A 19366-nucleotide genomic window follows, 5' to 3' on the forward strand; every position below is an offset into this window, starting at 1 on the left:
TTTTTTGAAAGAAACCGATGTCCCGAATTGCCGCCCTGCCCGACCATCTTGTCAACCAAATCGCCGCCGGCGAAGTGGTCGAACGCCCTGCCAACGCCTTAAAAGAAATCGTTGAAAACAGTATCGATGCAGGCGCAACGGCGATTGATGTCGAGCTGGCCGGCGGCGGCATCCGCCTCATCCGCGTCAGCGACAACGGCGGCGGCATCCACCCCGACGACATCGAACTCGCACTCCACCGCCACGCCACCAGCAAAATCAAAACCTTAAACGATTTGGAACACGTTGCCAGCATGGGCTTTCGAGGCGAAGGTTTGGCAAGCATCGCCTCCGTCAGCCGCCTGACCCTGACTAGCCGTCAAGAAGACAGTTCGCACGCGACCCAAGTCAAAGCCGAAGACGGCAAACTCAGCAGCCCTACAGCAGCCGCCCACCCCATCGGCACCACCATCGAGGCCGCCGAACTCTTCTTCAATACACCGGCGCGGCGCAAGTTCCTCAAATCCGAAAACACCGAATACGCCCACTGCGCCACCATGCTCGAACGCCTTGCGCTGGCGCATCCGCACATTGCCTTCTCACTCAAACGCGACGGCAAGCAAGTATTCAAACTTCCTGCACAAAGCCTGCATGAACGGATTGCCGCCATCGTCGGCGATGATTTTCAGACGGCCTCATTGGAAATTGACAGCGGCAATGGCTCGCTGCGGCTCTATGGCGCGATTGCCAAACCGACTTTCGCCAAAGGCAAAACCGACAAACAATACTGCTTCGTCAACCATCGTTTTGTCCGCGACAAAGTCATGCTCCATGCCGTCAAGCAGGCATACCGCGACGTATTGCACAACGCACTGACGCCTGCTTTCGTCCTCTTCCTCGACCTGCCGCCCGAAGCCGTAGATGTCAACGTCCACCCGACCAAAACCGAAATCCGCTTCCGTGACAGCCAGCAGGTGCATCAACTTGTGTTCCACACGCTCAACAAAGCCCTTGCCGATACGCGTGCCGACTTGACCGAAAGCGTCAGCAACGCAGGCGAAGTGCTGCATGACATTACCGGCGTTACGTCTGCCCCAATGCCGTCTGAAAACGACGGCGAAAATCTGTTTGATAGCGCATCCAACTATCCGACAGGCAACAAACCCGATACACGCAATGCCTTTGGCTCATCAGGCAAAACCGCGCCTATGCCTTACCAAGCTGCGCGCGCGCCGCAACAACACAGCCTGTCCCTGCGCGAAAGCCGTGCAGCCATGAATACTTACGCCGAGCTTTACAAAAAAACCGACGACATCGACCTTGAGTTAAGCCAATTCGAACAGGCACGTTTTGGCAATATGCCGTCTGAAACGCTTACTCCCCAAACAGATACGCCGCTTTCAGACGGCATCCCATCCCAATCCGAATTGCCGCCTCTCGGCTTTGCCATTGCCCAACTATTAGGCATCTACATTCTTGCCCAAGCCGAAGACAGCCTGCTGCTCATCGATATGCACGCTGCCGCCGAACGCGTCAACTACGAGAAAATGAAACGCCAACGTCAGGAAAACGGCAACCTGCAAAGCCAGCGCCTGCTCATTCCTGTAACCTTTGCCGCATCCCACGAAGAATGCGCCGCCCTTGCAGATCATGCCGAAACGCTGGCAGGCTTTGGCTTAGAATTGTCCGACATGGGCGGCAATACCCTTGCCGTCCGTGCAGTTCCCGCTATGCTCGGTAAAGCCGACGTCGTTTCACTAGCGAAAGATGTTTTGGAAGAACTCGCCCAAGTCGGCAGCAGCGAAACCATCGAAGAACACGAAAACCACATCCTCGCCACCATGTCCTGCCACGGCTCCGTCCGCGCCGGCCGTCGGCTTACCCTGCCGGAAATGAATGCGCTCCTGCGCGATATGGAAAATACGCCGCGCAGCAACCAGTGCAACCACGGCCGTCCAACTTGGGTCAAACTGACTTTAAAAGAATTGGATGCGTTGTTTTTACGCGGACAGTAACGCTAATAAAAAGGCCGTCTGAAAATACTTTCAGACGGCCTTTTAACTTATTTGCCCTTAACGAATATCCATAGGCACAAACGATTTCACGGTTTCATCGATTGCTTTAACACGGGTCAGGAAATCTTCCAATTGGGCAAGCGGCAATGCGCTTGGGCCATCGCATTTGGCTTGGTCGGGATTGGCATGAGATTCAAGGAACAAACCGGCCAATCGGGTTGCCATACCGGCAAGCGCCAAGTCCAATACTTGGGCGCGACGGCCACCTGATGCGGTTGCACCGGATTCGCGCGTTTGCAGGGAATGGGTTACGTCAAAAATAACGGGCAGGTTGTTACACGTTTTTTTCATCACACCAAAGCCGAGCATATCGACCACCAAATTGTCGTAGCCGAAGTTTGCGCCGCGTTCGCACAAAATGATTTGCTCGTTGCCTGCTTCTTGGAATTTCTCGACGATGTTTTTCATTTGAGACGGGCTGAGAAATTGCGGCTTTTTGATGTTGATGACATTGCCGGTTTTCGCCATTGCCACCACCAAATCGGTTTGACGTGCCAAGAAGGCAGGCAGCTGGATGACATCGCAGACTTCGGCAACCGGCTGGCATTGGTAAGGCTCGTGAACGTCAGTAATTACGGGAACGTTAAACTCGCGTTTCACCGCTTGAAAAATCTTCATGCCTTCGTCCAGACCCACACCGCGGAAAGAGTGGATGGAAGAGCGGTTTGCCTTGTCGAAAGAGGCTTTGAAAACGTAAGGGATGCCGAGCTTATCGGTTACTTTAACGTATTGCTCACAGGCCTTCAGCGTAGAGTCGAGGTCTTCAAGGACATTGATGCCGCCGAAAAGGGTAAAGGGCGCATCGTTGCTGACGGTGATGTTGTTGATTTGGATATTCACGGCAAAGCCTTTCAGATAAGTTGAATTTGGGAAACAGGCCGTCTGAAACGTTTCAGACGGCCTTTGTTTGAATATTACAACACGGTGTGCGGCGGCTCATAAGAAATCACGTCGCGGATTTTATTGTTCTCATCGACGAGGACGACTTTCGGCTCATGCGCTGCAATTTCGGGTTCGGACAACATGACGTAAGACATGATAATCACGATGTCTCCTTTTTGAACCAAACGCGCGGCCGCGCCATTGAGGCAAACGACGCCGCTGCCGCGTTCGCCGGGAATGGTGTAGGTTTCAAGACGTTCGCCGTTGTTATTGTTGACGATGGCGACTTTTTCGTTCACGCAAATACCTGCCGCATCCAGCAGATCTTGGTCAACGGTAATACTGCCGACGTAGTTGAGGTCGGCTTCGGTAACGGTGGCACGGTGGATTTTGCCGCCGAGCATGGTACGGAACATGGGTTTCCTTTTTGATTGTGGGTTGATTTGCGGTTTTAACTTCTGGGAAGTTAAAACCGCTGTTTGTGTTATTGAGGATTAGTTATTGGGAAAGTCTGATTCGTCAAACTCGGGTTCCGGGTTGCTTTGAAGGACTTTTCCGTTTAATTTCAACTCGCTATTTTGCAGAGTCAGATGGGTTTTGACATTATCGTTTTCTAAGGTCAGATATTTCTCACTTGCCATGCTTTTAATGGTGCTGTCCACCATCAGGCGCAAGGTCTCGTTAATATCGTCGATGCTGGCACGGCCTGCGGCTTCATCTTCGGCATTAACGCTAAACAGGCTGCTGGCTTGGTTGACGGCGAGCTGCTCCAACAATTTTTGCGGTACGCTCATATTGAAGTCGGCTTCGGTTTTCTTCAACATATCGCCCAAATTGTTGAGGTCTTTGGTCGCCAAACCTTTAAACGCGAGTTTGCCGCTGACATCGACATCGCCATGAGGCATGGTGAATTTGAAGGTTTTGACGTTCAAAACCGGATTATTGGTAAACAGGCCCGAAGCCTCGTTTTTGGCCGTCTGAATCAAGGAAGCCTGAATTTCTTCTTCGCTCATTTTCTTCACGGACACTTCGGCAATTTTGTTTTTCAATGCCAAAAGTGATGCCGCATCCAAATGCTCAGCAGCGACATTGATGTCCAGAGGGCCGTATTTGTCTTCGCCATAAGTCAGGCTTTCAAATTGGAAGCGGCCTTCACTGTTGATGAATTTATCGACTTCGCTGGTCTGGGTATCGAAACGCAGTTTGCTGACTTCGATTTTAGACGGAGCAATCGTGCCGGTCGGATTGATAAACGCACCGATTTGCAGGTTGGTCACAAGGTTGACCAATTCGTTCAACTTAACGTTGTAATCGATATTTTCTTTCCATTGCAGCAGGAATTTATCCAGCGTAATGCTGCTCTTGCCCAAAGCAAGTTTGGTCAGGCCGTCTTCCGTTTCGGATTGGAAGCGCAGGTTTTCCAAAGACACATCGCCTTTGTCGGCCAATTTGACTTGTAAAGACGGCGCAAGATAATCGTGGCGATAGCTTTTGAAGCCTTGGCTGTAATCGGTATTGCCGCCAAAGCCTTTCCAGTTGAGCTTGATACCGGAAAGCTCTTCATAGTCGAAGGCGGGGATATTGAGGCTGAGTTTGCCGTCGCCGGAAAGGTAAACCGTATTGGTCATGGTCACCGGCGTTTGCTGGCCGAAGAAGCGGTCTAAAACTTTTTTGGTTTCCGGATAGTATTGGAACTCGGTTTCCACGTGTGCACGCGTGCCGAAGCCGCCGGCAAACGGGCCGTGTGTTACGTGGTTGATGACCGTAATCGGCTCTTGCAGGACGGTTTTCAAATTGTCCGGCAGGTATTTTTGCGTATTTTGAAGCAGGGTCGGCTTGAGGCGGATGACGGTCGTCTCGGTTGAACTGAACCAGCCGCGATCGTATTGGTGGGATTCAACGGTCAGGAAACCGGATTCCTGCAACAGCTTTTGTTGCTCGGTCAGGCTTTCTTCCGCTTTGACACCAAGATAATAAGGCGTGCCGAGCGCAGCGGCGACAACAACGGCGGCAGTCGGGATAAGATACTTTTTCATCACTTCAAACAGATTAGGTTCAAAGCGTAAAGCATAGCATTTTTTAGCTGTTTTGTCTTATCCGCCGTTTCAGACGGCCTTTAGGTAAAGATTGTGATATTATGCAAACATAAACGATTTTTACACTTTTGACGGGCCTTATCCTGTCTGCCAAAATGTCATTAAAGGTTTGCAAATGCTTTTATTCATTGATAACTACGACAGCTTCACCTACAACATCGTCCAATACTTTGCCGAATTGGGGCAGGAAGTTTTGGTACGTTGCAACGATGAAATCACCATCGAAGAAATCGAGACCCTGAAACCGCAATATCTGGTCATCGGCCCGGGCCCTTGCTCCCCGAAAGAAGCAGGCATTTCTGTTGCGGCCATGCAGCACTTTGCCGGCAGGCTGCCCATCATGGGCGTGTGTCTCGGCCATCAAACCATGGGCGAAGCATTCGGCGGCAATGTCGTGCGCGCGCAAACAATGATGCACGGCAAAGTCTCCCCCGTTTTCCATCACGGCACAGGCATGTTTAAAGACCTGCCCAATCCGGTCAACTGCACGCGCTACCACAGCCTGGCCATCGACCGCGCCACCCTGCCTGACTGCCTCGAAATTACCGCATGGACGGAAGACGGCGAAATCATGGGCGTACGCCATAAGGAATATGCCGTCGAAGGCGTACAGTTCCACCCCGAAGCCCTGCTGACCGAACACGGCTACGATATGCTGAAAAACTTCTTGGAAGAATTCAAAGACTATCGCCCGCAAAAATCTTAATGAAAGGCCGTCTGAAAGGAGTTTGACAGTGTTCAAACTGCATTTTCAGACGGCCTGAATCACATCGGACACGAACAAAGGAAAAATCATGATTACCCCTCAACAAGCGATTGAACGCCTCATCAGCAACAACGAACTTTTCTACGATGAAATGACCGACCTCATGCGCCAAATCATGAGCGGCCAAGTTCCGCCCGAGCAAATCGCCGCCATTCTAACCGGCCTGCGGATTAAAGTTGAAACCGTTTCCGAGATTACCGCCGCAGCCAGCGTAATGCGCGAATTTGCCACCAAAGTGCCGCTTGAAAACGCCGATGACTTGGTCGATATTGTCGGCACAGGCGGCGACGGTGCCAAAACCTTCAATATTTCCACGACTTCCATGTTTGTCGCAGCGGCGGCAGGCGCGAAGGTCGCCAAACACGGCGGCCGCTCCGTTTCTTCATCCAGCGGCGCCGCCGATGTCATGGAACAAATGGGCGCCAACCTCAACCTCAACCCCGAACAGGTTGCCCAAAGCATCCAGCAAACCGGTATCGGCTTTATGTTCGCACCCAACCACCACAGCGCCATGCGCTATGTTGCCCCTGTCCGTCGTTCGCTCGGCTTCCGCAGCATCTTCAATATTTTGGGTCCGCTGACCAATCCTGCCAGCGCGGCAAACCAACTCTTGGGCGTGTTCCACATCGACTTATGCGGCATTCTTTCCCGCGTATTGCAACAGCTTGGTTCCAAACATGTTTTGGTCGTGTGCGGCGAAGGCGGTTTGGATGAAATCACGCTGACCGGCAAAACCCGCGTTGCCGAACTGAAAGACGGAAAAATTACCGAATACGACATCAGCCCAGCCGATTTCGGCATGGAGGTCCGCCGCAATTTGGACGAAATCAAAGTCGAAAATGCGCAAGAATCCCTGCAAAAAATGAACGAAGTACTGGACGGCAAAGCCGGTGCCGCACGCGATATCGTCGTCCTCAATGCCGCCGCCGCGCTCTACGCAGGAAACGTGGTCGCTTCGCTGGCAGACGGTGTCAAAGCCGCTCAAGAAGCCATCGATTCCGGTAAAGCCAAAGCCAAAAAAGACGAATTTATCGAATTTGGCAAACAGTTTGCCTAAACTTTAAAACCATAAACAAAGGCCGTCTGAAAAATCTTTCAGACGGCCTTTTGTTCTTTAAATATTAAAATTTGCTTTTAATATCATTAATCAAGCCTTCGGCTTTTTCTTTGGCTTCATCAATCAAATGTTCGGCTTCTTCTTTGCCTTTTTGCAAAACATCGCCTGCTTTTTCTTCAATGTCGCCGACCACTTCTTTTACTTTGCCAACGCCTTGTTGAACCAAGCCCTCAGCTTCAAGTTTAGCATTGCTGGATACATCTCCAGCCACTTCTTTTACTTTACCGCTGATTTTATCTAATTCGCCGCTCATGGTCATACTCCTGGATTAAATATTGATAGGATGAGTGCTACATCACCCTATATCAGGGACTTCGCTTCAACTTTAAAGGCCGTCTGAAAGCCAAAACATGACAAAACGAGTTAAGTCAGGTTAATCCATCTGTTTCAATATCGCTTCGGCTACTGCCTCGCCTATCATCTTACTGCCGAACTCATTGAAATGAAGCCCGTCACACAGCATCACATCAGTCAAGTCCTGCTCAAACATCAGACTGTATAAATCGTTGACGGTAAAACCATATTGCCTTGCCAAATCCTCCGCCACACGGTTATAGGCCTTCAAATCAGCCAGATAGCGGCGCGAGGGTTTGACGATATTGTGTACGCTTTCCAAAAACGGCGTACTGCTTGCCCAAATAATTTTTGCCCCAGTCTGTTTCAGATAATCAAAAATTTGAATCAGGTTACTGCGGTAGGTTTCTATATCGGCCACCGGCTCATTACAGCCTTGATTGTGGCGGATGTCGTGCAAACCGCAGTTGATGTGGATAATGTCTCCCACAGTCGCGCCCTCTGTCCATTGCCCGATATGCTCTAACACATCATGCGACGAACGGCAGTTTTCCAATGGAGAAACAATATCCACCTCAGGCAAAGCGGCGCGCGTGTAAGGCTCCGAAGCAAGCCGAACGGAATCGCCGATTAAGTAAACGGTCATTTTTGTTCTCCTCCCTTTATTTGAACAAACAGCAAGGCCGTCTGAAATATCACTTATATTATTATAAGAGTGCTATTTCAGACGGCCTTAACTTCAGTCAAGTTCTATCGTTAAATCATAAATTAACGCTGACTGTTTTTATAAAAATCAATTAATTGCTTGGCCTGCAACATGGGCAGCCCAAAACGGTCGCTCACGGCTTTCAAATCCTTCCATTCCTGACCGGTCAGATTTTGCCCAACCCACTTGAGGTTTTCCGGATTGCTTTTGATTTTCTCAAAATACGCCTGCTTGCGTTTCCAGTTGCGCGACCACACCAGCAACATGGTAAAAATACATAAAACAATCAATACAATATTGGTAAACAACATCATGTCCATACGAAATACTCCCGCTTGGATCTCAAAATCAGAAAATATGGATTAAAGGCCGTCTGAAAAAACAATCTTCAGACGGCCTTTATATTATCACTCAATATTTACCCGTTTCAGGCGCAAGGCATTACCCAATACCGAAACCGAGCTTGCCGCCATTGCCGCGCCTGCAATGACGGGATTTAAGAAGCCGAGTGCGGCGAGTGGGATGCCTAAAATGTTGTAGAAGAAAGCGAAAAACAGGTTTTGCTTGATGTTCTTCAAAGTCGCCTGCGACACCAGCAGGGCATCGGCGAGCTGGTTGACCGAATGCTGCATCAGCGTGGCGGACGCGGTGTGTTCGGCAACGTCCGCGCCGCCTTTCATGGCGAAGCTGACGTTGGCGGCGGCGAGTGCGGGCGCGTCGTTGATGCCGTCGCCGACCATCGCCACGGTTTTGCCGGCGGCTTTGAGTTTCTGCACTTCGGCAGCTTTGTCGCGCGGACTCATGTTACCGAAGGCGTGTGCGATGCCCAGTTGTTTGGCGACGTATTCGACCGTGCCTTGGTTGTCGCCGCTCATGATGTAAACGTCGATGCCGTGTTTTTTCAGACGGCCTATGGCTTTGGCGGTGTCGGCTTTCAATGCGTCGGCGAGTGCAAATGCGCCGATGGGTTTGCCGTTGGCGGAAACGGCGACGATGCTTGCGATACGCCAGACGTCGTCTGAAAGGTTTTCAGGTAGCCTTAATTCGGCAAAATCAAGTTTGCCCGCTTTCACCAAGCCCACGCCTTCGACTTCGGCGGTAATACCTGAGCCGACGACGGTTTGCGCGTTTTGTGCGGCGGGGATGTCCAAACCGCGCGCTTGGGCGGCGGAAACGATAGCACGGGCGAGCGGATGAGCGGCGTTTTGTTCGACGGCGGCGGCGATGCGGTACAAAGCGTCTTCGTCAAAGCCGCTGTCGGGAACACAATAAACGGCGGCAACCTGCGGCCTGCCTTCGGTCAGCGTGCCGGTTTTGTCCAACACGACGGCATCGACGTGGGCGGCTTCCTCCATTGCCGCTGCGTCTTTAAACCAAATGCCGTGTTTCACTGCTTTGCCCATGCCAACCATAATCGCGGCAGGGGTCGCCAGACCGAGTGCGCACGGACAAGCAATTACCAAAACGGCAACGGCGTGCATCAGCGCAATCGTCCAATCGCCCTTAACCAGCCAAGTGGCGATAAAAGTCAGAAGCGCGATGCCCACGACAGCAGGCACGAACACCGCCGCCGCTTTATCGGCTACGCGCGCAATCGGTGCTTTACTGCCTTGTGCTTCAGAGAGCGCATTCATCATGTCGCCGAGCAGGGTTTGGCTGCCGAGCTGCGTAGCGTGGTATACCACGCTGCCTTCGGTCATCAGCGCACCTGCCAACACTTTGCCGCCCACCTTTTTCTCTTCGGGGTTGGATTCGCCGGTAAGATGGCTCTCGTCCGCCCAACCGCTGCCGCTCTCGATGATGCCGTCGGCAGCAATGCGTTCGCCGTGGTTGGAGCGGATAAGGTCGCCGATTTGCACTTGGTCGATGGGCAGTTGTTTCCATTCGCCATCGCGTTGCACGTTGACTTGGGTCGGCGTGAGTTTGAGCAGCAAGCCCAAGCTGTTGAGGCTGGATTTTTTGGTGCGGTGTTCCAAAAATTTGCCCAGCGACACAAAACCGATCACCATCACGCCTACTTCAAAATACACGTGTGCCATGCCGTGCGCCGCGTGCAGGCTGAAAAACAGCATATAAACGGAATACAGGTAAATCGACACCGTGCCGATGGTAACCAGCACGTCCATATTCGCCAGTCCGCCCTTAATGCTCGCCCACGCGCTTTTGTAAAACGGGATGGCCAGCCAAAGTTGCACTATGCTTGCCAGTACAAATTGCCATACAGGCGGAATCATCCAATCGTGCCGCCCGATCATCATGCCTGTCATGCCGATTAAAAACGGAATATTAATGGCCAACAAAAGCCACAGCCTCCAGCCGATATGGTGTTCTGCTTCAGGTTGCGGCAATGTATCTTCCGTTTTTTCCTTCGCGCCGTAACCGGTTTTCTCAATGATTTTGGCAATGTCGGCTGCGGAAGTTTTGCTGTCGTCAAACGTAACCTGCGCCTCCTCGCTGGCAAAGTTCACCCCTGCCGATTCGACAAAATCTTTTTTGTTCAACACTTTTTCAATACGCGAAGCGCAGGCCTGACAGGTCATGCCTTCGATTTGAAAACGGACTTTTTGTTGCATGGTTTCTTCCTTCTGAATGTGGTTGGGCTACCTGAAAAAAGCGGAGCAGGGTTTTCAGGTAGCCTTTGGGGTGTTGCAGTCGATTTGTTGCGATTCGATTTACAAAGCCGCATCAAAGCCGCCGTCTTCCACCGCTTCTATCAGCGCGGCAGGGTTGGTTTGGGCGGGGTCGAATTCCACGACGGCATTCTTGTTTTCCAGGCTCACTTCGGCCTTGTCCACGCCGTTTACGCCTTCGAGGATGCTGGTAACGCTTTTCACGCAGCCGCCGCAGGTCATGCCTTCGATGTTTAATGTGATGGTTTGCATAGGGTTTCCTTTCTGTTGGAATGAGGCTGAGGTTTTAAAGCCCGTTGCAGCCAAAGCTTTCAGGTAACCTGAAATGATGAGTCTGCTCTTGCTTTCCCGCTAAGTGCCGCCACTATAAAGCTTTACCCGAAGTAAAGGTCAAGCATCATGATGAACATCAGCCAGGCTGCGGCCGAGAGCGGCCTTTCCGCCAAACAAATCCGTGACTACGAAAAGCAAGGCCTAATCGCCCCGGCCGCGCGCAGCGAAGCGGGCTACCGCCGCTACGGACAGGCCGACCTTGTCCGGCTGCGCTTTATCCGCCATGCGCGGGAAGTGGGCTTTTCGCTGCCGCAGATCGGGCAGCTTTTGAGCCTGCAACACAACCCGCAGCGCACCAGCCGCGAAGTGAAAACGCTCACCGCGCGGCACATCGCCGAGCTGGAAGCCAAAATCGAACGCTTGCAGGGCATGGTGGCCGAGCTGCAACGTTGGCACGATGCCTGCGCGGGAGACGACTGCCCGGATTGTGCGATTTTGGCCGGGCTGGAGGAGTGTTAGGCGGCTTGGGCAGAATAGAAACAGGCTACCTGAAAAGTTTCAGGTAGCCTTAGTCGGCCGCTAACGGTTTGGTACAGGCCTCGTCGTAATACGGCAGCCACTTGCCGCCGCTTTGCTTCAGATATGCGCGAAAACTTTTGTTTACCCGTGTGGCGGTGTAATCCAAATAATGGCAAAAAGTAAGTTATCAAGAGACAAAGGCCGTCTGAAGCGTTTCAGACGGCCTTTATTCAAAAATACGCTTATCGGTTACAAAGCCACATCGTAGCCGCCGTCTTCTACGGCATCAACCAGAGCGTCGGCATCCGTCTTGCTTTCATCGAAAGTAATCACTGCATTTTTGTTTTCCAAGCTGACTTCTGCTTTTTCCACGCCTTCTACGCCTTCCAAAAGACGGGTTACGCTTTTAACACAGCCGCCACAGGTCATGCCGTCGATGTTGAGGGTAACAGTTTGCATTTGTATTTCCTTTCATTCACACAAATCAAATATAGTTGCCAAATACTTTACTCCTTACACAAACAGCTTGCAAATTCTTCATTAAGGCCGTCTGAAAAATGCAGATAGGTGTACAATAACGCATTTTGCTTCATCAAACGGACATAATAATGACTTCAACATTCAAACAATGGGTTAGCGTATGCGCTCTGGCGGTGGGGGCGTTTATTTTCAATACCACCGAATACATTCCGATTGCGCTTTTGAGCGATATTGGCCAAAGCTTCAAAATGCAGGCAACGGAAGTAGGCATGATGATCACGGTGTATGCGTGGATTGTGGCGTTGCTGTCTCTGCCGCTAATGCTGATGACGAAAAACATCGAACGGCGCAAATTATTGCTGGCGTTGTTTGCATTATTCGTCGTATTCCACGCGCTGTCGTTCTTTTCTTGGAACTTCAACATCCTCTTGATCAGCCGTATTGGTATTGCGCTGACACACGCTGTCTTTTGGTCGATTACGGCTTCTTTGGCGGTACGGCTTGCACCCACCGGCAAAACCAATCAGGCTTTGGGCCTGCTCAGTACGGGTACGGTTTTGGCGATGGTTTTGGGTATTCCGCTGGGGCGAGTGGTTGGGCAATACTTCGGCTGGCAGCTCAGCTTCCTGCTGATTGGGATCTGCGCCGCCGGCGTAATGCTGGTGTTGGCCAAAAACCTGCCTGCTTTACCCAGCCAAAATACCGGCTCTTTAAGCAGCCTGCCGAGTCTGTTCAAACGCCGCAATCTGATGCTGCTTTATGCCATGACGGTGTTGATTATTACGGCACATTTCACGGCATACAGCTATATCGAGCCTTTTGTGTTGCAAATCGGCCACTTTAAAGCCGAACAAGTAACAATAGTCTTGAGCCTGTACGGTTTGGCAGGATTTGCCGCATCTTATCTATTCGGCAAATGGTTTGCCAAAGCGCAACGTTTGTTTATGCTCGGCGCGGTGGCGGTCATCCTGCTTTCCGCCCTACTGCTTCTGCCGCTTGCCTCTTTCCCGTATGCAGTATATGCGCTGGTGTTTATTTGGGGCGTGGCCATCGTCATCGTCAGCTTGGGCATGGTGTCGAAAGTATTGTCGTTTGCTTCCGATGCGACAGATGTGGCCAACTCGATTTATTCAGGTTTGTACAATGTCGGTATCGGCGGCGGTGCACTTTTGGGGCATTATGTAACCGTCTGGTTCGGCCTTTCCAATATCGGCATTGCAGGCGCGCTCTTGGCTGCGGCCGCTTTGGCCGTGTGCAGCCTGCTGGTTAAAGCACAAGGCAACCCGACACAAAACGTTTAAAATCCAATCACTTTCCTAATCGAACGGACAAACAGCCTTCCTGCTGTTTGTCCGTTTTTTATTTTATTTTAAAAAATAATTTACAATTTATTTACACTACATTAAATTACAAATATACTGTCGCTGTCAGGTCGTCTGAAAACGGCCGGCACAAGCGTAAAAGAAAAACCAGCAAATTTCAGAGGAACATTCTATGGATCTGCACGCAAAGGACAAAACTCAGCATCCGGAAAACGTCGAGCTTCTCAGTGCACAGAAGCCGATTACCGACTTTAAAGGACTGCTGACGACCATTATCTCTGCTGTTGTCTGCTTCGGCATTTATTACATCCTTCCTTACAGCCCCGACGCCAACAAAGGCATTGCGCTGTTGATTTTCGTTGCCGCGCTTTGGTTTACTGAAGCCGTCCACATTACTGTAACCGCATTGATGGTGCCGATTCTCGCCGTCGTACTCGGCTTCCCCGACATGGACATCAAAAAAGCGATGGCGGGCTTTGCCGATCCGACGATTTACATCTTCTTCGGCGGCTTCGCGCTTGCCACCGCACTGCACATGCAGCGTCTCGACCGTAAAATCGCCGTGAGCCTGTTGCGCCTGTCCCGCGGCAATATGAAAGTTGCCGTGTTGATGCTGTTTGCCGTTACCGCCTTCCTGTCTATGTGGATCAGTAACACTGCGACTGCCGCGATGATGTTGCCTTTGGCAATGGGTATGATGAGCCACCTCGATCAAGAAAAAGAACGCAAAACCTACGTTTTCGTCCTGCTCGGTATCGCCTACTGCGCCAGTATCGGCGGCTTGGGCACCGTGGTCGGTTCTCCGCCGAACATGATTGCCGCCAAAGCGCTGAACTTGGACTTCGTCGGCTGGATGAAGCTCGGCCTGCCGATGATGCTGTTGATTCTGCCGCTGATGCTGTTCTCCATGTACGTCATCCTCAAACCTAATTTGAACGAGCGCGTGGAAGTTAAAGCCGAATCTATCCCTTGGACTTTGCACCGCGTTATCGCGCTGTTGATTTTCTTGGCCGCCGCCATCGCTTGGGTATTCAGCTCCAAAATCAAAGCTGCATTCGGTATTTCCAACCCTGATACCGTTATCGCCCTGATTGCCGCCGTTGCCGTCGTTGTATTCGGCGTGGCGCAATGGAAAGAAGTTGCCCGTAATACCGACTGGGGTGTATTGATGCTCTTCGGTGGCGGTATCAGCTTGAGCGCATTGCTGCAATCTTCCGGCGCCTCTGAAGCACTGGGTCAGCAAGTTGCTTCCACATTCTCCCATTCTCCTGCTTTGCTGGTGATTTTCGTGGTTGCGACCTTCATCATCTTCCTGACCGAGTTCACCAGTAACACGGCTTCCGCCGCCCTGCTTGTGCCTATTTTCGCCAGCATTGCCGCGCAAATGGGTCTGCCTGAACAAGTCCTGGTATTCGTCATCGGTGTCGGCGCATCTTGTGCCTTCATGTTGCCGGTTGCCACACCGCCTAACGCGATTGTGTTCGGTACAGGCTTAATCAAGCAACGCGAAATGATGAATGTCGGCTTATTGCTGAACATCCTCTGCGTGGTACTGGTTGCTCTGTGGGCTTATGCTGTACTGATGTAAACCATCAACCAAGTAACAAGGCCGTCTGAAAGAATATTTTTCAGACGGCCTTGAAGTTTGTCGTTCAGACACAATTTAACGAATGATTAAAACCGGATTCTAACGAAAGGAAACCCATGATTATCCTGCACACCAACAAAGGCGACATCAAAATCGAACTCGATTTCGACAAAGCCCCCGTTACTGCTAAAAACTTCGAGCAATACGTTAAAGACGGCTTCTACGACGGCGTAATCTTCCACCGCGTCATCAAAGGCTTCATGATTCAAGGCGGCGGCATGGATGAAAACATGAACGAAAAGGAAACCCGCGATCCGATTCAAAACGAAGCGTCCAACGGTTTGCCTAACGAGAAATACACCATCGCCATGGCGCGTACTTCCGATCCTCATTCTGCCAGCGCGCAATTCTTCATCAACACTGCCGACAACGCTTTCCTGAACTTCCGTTCAAAAGAGCTGTACGGCAAAACCGTAGTCCAAGACTGGGGCTACGCCGTATTCGGTAAAGTCGTTGACGGTTTTGACGTTGTCGATGCCATCGAAGGCGTTTCTACCAAACGTCACGGCTACCACGACGACGTACCGAGCGAACCTGTCATCATCACTAAAGCCGAAGTGGTTTAATTGATTTGATTTCCCATAAAAACAGCCTGTCCGAATTAAAACCGGACAGGCTGTTTTTCAATAATGACGCATACCATCACACATCATAAGTACCGACCACGCATGCCAAATCCAAAACATGACCCTGCATGGCAAAATGCAGCTCATTAAAGCGGAAACCGCGCGGCAAATCCAAAACGGTGTCCAGCGCGTACACAATCAGTTCATAACGATGGCGGTTGTTCGGTGGCGCCATACCGCCGTAAAACGAAGCCTCTTCGATTTCAAATTTACCCAACGCGCTCGCCCAAGTGTTCGCGCCCTGTGTGAAATCTGTTGCAGAAATACTCTCATTTTCTGCCACGGAAGTTCGTTTCAAATCTGAAATCAACCAATGTGTCCATACGAAGCCGGATGCTGAAATGGCATCTTTGTCTTCCAATACCACGACAAACGATTTTGTTCCTTCCGGCGCATCTTCGATCTCAAAAGGAATCGAATAAGAAGGCATACCGCTCGGGCTGAACTGGCTGCCGCGCTTGCCGTATTTGTCTTCAAATTCGCCGTTGACAATAGCTTTACTGCTGACTTTCATCTTATATCTCCCAATAGTAGGTTTATTCATTCTAACAAACACCAAGGCCGTCTGAAAGATACTGCCGTTTTCACTTTCCAGATGTCGCATTTTCAGACGGCCTCAAGCAATATTCACAATTCGATCAAACACATTTGACATTCCATAGTATAATCCGCCGCATGAAAACTACACAGGATACGCATTATGGATTGGAAAGGTCGTGAACAAAGCCAAAACGTCGAAGATCGCCGCGGAAGCAGTGGCGGCGGTGGCGGCAAAACACCGGGCATACTCGGCATTATCGTGGTTTTGGTTGGTGCATATTACGGCGTGGATTTGAGTGGTTTGGTTGGCGGCTCATCTTCGATGGGCATTCCTACCCAGCAAGCTTCCCGACTCGACAGCCAACAAGAAGCCGAGTTGAAAGAACTGTCCCGTGTCGTCCTTGCTGATACCGAAAAAGCATGGAGCAAATATTTCCAACAACACGGCCAACACTACACACCGACAACCATGGTGTTATATAAAGGCAGTACGTCCACCGCCTGCGGTACGGGCCAATCTGCCATGGGCCCGTTTTACTGTCCGGGCGACCAAAGAGTTTATTTGGATTTGAGTTTCTATGAAGACATGCGCACCAAGCTCGAATCCGCCAGCGATGCCGCGTTTGCCTACGTTATTGCCCATGAAGTCGGCCATCACGTTCAAAACCTGCTCGGCATTCTGCCTAAAGTCCACAAAATGCAACAGCAAGTCGGCAAAAAAGAGGCCAATGCCCTTTCCGTCAAACTCGAATTGCAGGCCGACTGTTTCGCCGGCATTTGGGGACACTACGCCATCAACAACAATATCTTCAAAACAGAAGACATTCAAAAAGCGATGCTTGCCGCCGAATCCGTCGGCGACGACCGCTTGCAGAAACAGGCTCAGGGCTATGTCGTTCCCGACAGCTTTACTCATGGCTCGTCCGAAGAACGCATGACTTGGCTCAAACGCGGTTTGGAAAGCGGCGACATCAACCAGTGCAACACTTTCAACAATTGATTCGTCCAAGCAACACTGTTCTTTGATGTAACGACAAAAGGCCGTCTGAATTCTTCAGACGGCCTTTTAGCCGTGTTAAAATAACGCCTATTATTTTCCCTTAAATTCAAAGGAAATCCACATGGCAAATATCGCCCGCGACATTTTCAAAGCCTACGACATCCGGGGCATCGTCGGTAAAACCCTGACCGACGAAGCTGCCTACTTAATCGGTAAAGCTATTGCTACCAAAGCCTCCGAAAAAGGCATTACCCGCATCGCACTCGGTCGCGACGGCCGTTTGAGCGGTCCCGGCCTGATGGCACAAATTCAACGCGGTTTTACAGACAGCGGCATCGACGTCCTCAATGTCGGCATGGTTGCCACCCCTATGCTCTACTTCGCAGCCATCAACGAATGCGGCGGCAGCGGCGTAATGATTACCGGCAGCCACAATCCGCCCGATTACAATGGTTTCAAAATGATGCTGGGTGGCGACACGCTCGCAGGCGAAGCCATTCAAGAACTTTTAGCTATTGTTGAAAAAGATGGTTTTGTTGCCGCCGACAAACAAGGCAGCGTAACCGAAAAAGACATCTCCGGCGAATACCACAACAACATCGTCGGCCATATCAAGCTCAAACGCCCGATGAAAATCGTGATTGACGCGGGCAACGGTGTCGGCGGCGCATTTGCAGGCAAACTCTACAAAGGTTTGGGCAATGAAGTGACCGAACTTTTCTGCGAAGTGGACGGCAATTTCCCTAACCACCACCCTGATCCTTCCAAACCGAAAAACCTGCAAGACCTCATCGTCGAACTTAAAAACAGCGATGCCGAAATCGGCTTGGCATTTGACGGCGATGCCGACCGCTTGGGCGTGGTCACCAAAGACGGCAACATCATCTATCCAGACCGCCAACTGATGCTTTTCGCGCAAGACGTATTGAGCCGCAATCCTAAAGCCAAAGTGATTTTCGACGTCAAATCCACCCGCCTGCTCGCGCCTTGGATTAAAGAACACGGCGGTGATCCTGTAATGGAGAAAACCGGCCACAGCTTCATCAAATCCACCATGAAAAAAACCGGCGCACTGGTTGCCGGCGAAATGAGCGGCCATGTTTTCTTTAAAGAACGCTGGTTCGGCTTCGACGACGGTATGTATGCCGGCGCACGCCTCTTGGAAATCCTGTCTGCCTTCGACAATCCGTCCGAAGTGTTGAACAAGCTGCCGCAAAGCATTTCCACTCCGGAACTCAACATCGACCTGCCGGAAGGCAGCAACGGCCACAAAGTGATTGAAGAGCTGGCTGCCAATGCCAAGTTTGAAGGTGCGACCGAAATCATCACCATCGACGGCTTGCGCGTTGAATTCCCTGACGGCTTCGGCCTGATGCGTGCTTCCAATACCACGCCGATTTTGGTATTGCGTTTTGAAGCGGATACGCAAGAAGCGATTGAGCGTATTCAAAACCAATTCAAAGCAGTCATTGAAAGCAATCCTGCATTGAAATGGCCGCTGTAAGGGTTTAGGCCAAAACAAAAGGCCGTCTGAAAATCATTTCAGACGGCCTTTTATATTAAACATTGATGATTCCAAAGTTTGAAAACCAAGAATATCCCGGCTTAGTTATCCGACTTGCGCCAACTGTTGACGCATTTCATCGATAACGGCTTTGTAATCCGGTTTGCCAAAAATTGCCGAACCGGCGACAAACGTATCCGCACCTGCCGCCGCAATTTCAGCAATATTGTCTGTCTTCACGCCGCCATCGACTTCCAATGCGATATGGCGGCCGCTTTGCCGTTCATACTCGTCCAACATCTCGCGCACTTTGCGGATTTTCACCAGCGTATTCGGGATAAAGCTTTGTCCGCCAAAGCCTGGGTTGACCGACATCAGCAAAACCATATCCAGTTTGTCCAAAACGTTTTCCAGAATATTGACCGGCGTAGCAGGATTCAATACCAAACCTGCCTGACAACCGTATTCTTTAATCAAACCCAAGCTGCGGTCGACATGGCGGCTGGCTTCCGGATGAAAAGTAATAATATTGGCACCGGCTTTGGCAAACGCATGAATCAAATCGTCCACCGGCTCAACCATCAAATGCACATCGACCGGCACGGTTGCATACGGTTTCAAAGCCGCGCAAACCATAGGGCCGAAAGTCAGATTCGGCACATAATGATTGTCCATCACGTCAAAATGAATCAAATCCGCACCGGCGCGGATAACTTCGGCAACCTCTTCGCCCAAACGGGCAAAATCGGCGGACAAAATACTGGGGGCAATACGGTAGTCGGTCATGTTTATTCTCCTAAAGTGTGTTCCTTTGTCATTATCGCATTTTTAACCCTATGTTGTATGCTGCCGACAACATCTCTACCGTCATTTTTATGAATTTACATTTCATATACATTAATGAAACTT

General features: G+C 50.9%; 20 protein-coding genes. 9 read left to right on the forward strand and 11 right to left on the reverse strand.

What is annotated here, in order from left to right:
* Positions 1-17 precede the first annotated feature (17 nt).
* On the forward strand, positions 18-1994 hold the full coding sequence (mutL, locus tag ACTHS4_RS02495; protein WP_371460124.1) for a DNA mismatch repair endonuclease MutL: 1977 nt from the start codon (positions 18-20) through the stop codon (positions 1992-1994).
* 57 nt (positions 1995-2051) lie between these two features.
* Here mutL and kdsA read toward each other — a convergent pair whose 3' ends face one another.
* The 3 genes from kdsA to ACTHS4_RS02510 form a co-directional block, all read right to left on the reverse strand.
* Positions 2052-2894, reverse strand: a complete 843-nt coding sequence (gene kdsA, locus ACTHS4_RS02500) for a 3-deoxy-8-phosphooctulonate synthase (RefSeq protein WP_371460125.1) — start codon at positions 2892-2894, stop codon at positions 2052-2054.
* A gap of 74 nt (positions 2895-2968) precedes the next feature.
* The gene (gene panD / locus ACTHS4_RS02505) at positions 2969-3352 is read right to left on the reverse strand and encodes an aspartate 1-decarboxylase (RefSeq protein WP_003678944.1); all 384 of its coding nucleotides are present in this window, start codon (positions 3350-3352) and stop codon (positions 2969-2971) included.
* A 78-nt stretch (positions 3353-3430) separates the two neighbouring features.
* Positions 3431-4972 (reverse strand): YdgA family protein, encoded by a 1542-nt coding sequence (locus ACTHS4_RS02510; protein ID WP_070826178.1) that lies wholly within the window; start codon positions 4970-4972, stop codon positions 3431-3433.
* A 175-nt stretch (positions 4973-5147) separates the two neighbouring features.
* On the opposite strand from ACTHS4_RS02510, the gene ACTHS4_RS02515 reads away from it, so the two are divergent.
* Complete coding sequence (locus tag ACTHS4_RS02515; protein ID WP_070826177.1) at positions 5148-5738, forward strand: aminodeoxychorismate/anthranilate synthase component II; 591 nt, start codon at positions 5148-5150, stop codon at positions 5736-5738.
* Between the two features lie 88 nt (positions 5739-5826).
* Positions 5827-6855 (forward strand): anthranilate phosphoribosyltransferase, encoded by a 1029-nt coding sequence (gene trpD / locus ACTHS4_RS02520; protein ID WP_440365462.1) that lies wholly within the window; start codon positions 5827-5829, stop codon positions 6853-6855.
* Between the two features lie 64 nt (positions 6856-6919).
* On the opposite strand, the gene ACTHS4_RS02525 is transcribed toward trpD, so the two are convergent.
* The 5 genes from ACTHS4_RS02525 to ACTHS4_RS02545 all read right to left on the reverse strand — a co-directional run bounded on the left by ACTHS4_RS02525 (position 6920) and on the right by ACTHS4_RS02545 (position 10797).
* A complete protein-coding gene (locus ACTHS4_RS02525) occupies positions 6920-7168 on the reverse strand; it encodes a CsbD family protein (RefSeq protein WP_070826176.1) in 249 nt (82 codons plus the stop codon).
* 120 nt (positions 7169-7288) lie between these two features.
* Positions 7289-7855 carry an SGNH/GDSL hydrolase family protein gene (locus ACTHS4_RS02530; protein ID WP_070826175.1) on the reverse strand — a complete coding sequence of 189 codons (567 nt, stop codon included), beginning with the start codon at positions 7853-7855 and terminating at the stop codon, positions 7289-7291.
* Positions 7856-7977: 122 nt separating this feature from the next.
* Positions 7978-8235 carry a hypothetical protein gene (locus ACTHS4_RS02535; protein ID WP_004519821.1) on the reverse strand — a complete coding sequence of 86 codons (258 nt, stop codon included), beginning with the start codon at positions 8233-8235 and terminating at the stop codon, positions 7978-7980.
* An 87-nt stretch (positions 8236-8322) separates the two neighbouring features.
* Positions 8323-10488, reverse strand: coding sequence for a heavy metal translocating P-type ATPase (locus ACTHS4_RS02540; protein WP_440365463.1), 2166 nt, complete (start codon positions 10486-10488; stop codon positions 8323-8325).
* 99 nt (positions 10489-10587) lie between these two features.
* Complete coding sequence (locus tag ACTHS4_RS02545) at positions 10588-10797, reverse strand: heavy-metal-associated domain-containing protein (RefSeq protein WP_003674677.1); 210 nt, start codon at positions 10795-10797, stop codon at positions 10588-10590.
* A gap of 147 nt (positions 10798-10944) precedes the next feature.
* Between ACTHS4_RS02545 and cueR the strand changes: the two genes are divergently transcribed.
* Complete coding sequence (cueR, locus tag ACTHS4_RS02550) at positions 10945-11337, forward strand: Cu(I)-responsive transcriptional regulator (RefSeq protein ID WP_440365464.1); 393 nt, start codon at positions 10945-10947, stop codon at positions 11335-11337.
* Between the two features lie 249 nt (positions 11338-11586).
* On the opposite strand, the gene ACTHS4_RS02555 is transcribed toward cueR, so the two are convergent.
* Entirely contained in the window at positions 11587-11796 is a 210-nt protein-coding gene (locus tag ACTHS4_RS02555) for a heavy-metal-associated domain-containing protein (RefSeq protein ID WP_440365465.1), read from the reverse strand.
* A gap of 149 nt (positions 11797-11945) precedes the next feature.
* Between ACTHS4_RS02555 and ACTHS4_RS02560 the strand changes: the two genes are divergently transcribed.
* From ACTHS4_RS02560 to ACTHS4_RS02570, 3 genes are all read left to right on the forward strand, one after another.
* The gene (locus ACTHS4_RS02560; protein ID WP_440365466.1) at positions 11946-13118 is read left to right on the forward strand and encodes a sugar transporter; all 1173 of its coding nucleotides are present in this window, start codon (positions 11946-11948) and stop codon (positions 13116-13118) included.
* Between the two features lie 193 nt (positions 13119-13311).
* The gene (locus ACTHS4_RS02565) at positions 13312-14727 is read left to right on the forward strand and encodes an SLC13 family permease (RefSeq protein WP_440365467.1); all 1416 of its coding nucleotides are present in this window, start codon (positions 13312-13314) and stop codon (positions 14725-14727) included.
* A 116-nt stretch (positions 14728-14843) separates the two neighbouring features.
* Positions 14844-15353 carry a peptidylprolyl isomerase gene (locus ACTHS4_RS02570; RefSeq protein WP_004519830.1) on the forward strand — a complete coding sequence of 170 codons (510 nt, stop codon included), beginning with the start codon at positions 14844-14846 and terminating at the stop codon, positions 15351-15353.
* Between the two features lie 76 nt (positions 15354-15429).
* On the opposite strand, the gene ACTHS4_RS02575 is transcribed toward ACTHS4_RS02570, so the two are convergent.
* Positions 15430-15927 (reverse strand): YbhB/YbcL family Raf kinase inhibitor-like protein, encoded by a 498-nt coding sequence (locus ACTHS4_RS02575; protein WP_440365503.1) that lies wholly within the window; start codon positions 15925-15927, stop codon positions 15430-15432.
* Between the two features lie 186 nt (positions 15928-16113).
* On the opposite strand from ACTHS4_RS02575, the gene ypfJ reads away from it, so the two are divergent.
* Positions 16114-16953: a KPN_02809 family neutral zinc metallopeptidase gene (gene ypfJ / locus ACTHS4_RS02580; RefSeq protein WP_440365468.1), complete on the forward strand. Its 840-nt coding sequence runs from the start codon at positions 16114-16116 to the stop codon at positions 16951-16953.
* Between the two features lie 121 nt (positions 16954-17074).
* Complete coding sequence (locus ACTHS4_RS02585) at positions 17075-18457, forward strand: phosphomannomutase/phosphoglucomutase (RefSeq protein WP_440365469.1); 1383 nt, start codon at positions 17075-17077, stop codon at positions 18455-18457.
* Between the two features lie 105 nt (positions 18458-18562).
* Here the strand turns inward: ACTHS4_RS02585 and rpe are convergent, their stop codons facing one another.
* Positions 18563-19243, reverse strand: coding sequence for a ribulose-phosphate 3-epimerase (gene rpe / locus ACTHS4_RS02590; RefSeq protein ID WP_003678905.1), 681 nt, complete (start codon positions 19241-19243; stop codon positions 18563-18565).
* Positions 19244-19366: the final 123 nt, after the last annotated feature.

The organism is Neisseria sp. P0014.S009 (genome assembly GCF_051958155.1).
In the GTDB taxonomy this organism is placed as follows: Bacteria; Pseudomonadota; Gammaproteobacteria; order Burkholderiales; family Neisseriaceae; genus Neisseria; species Neisseria flavescens_C.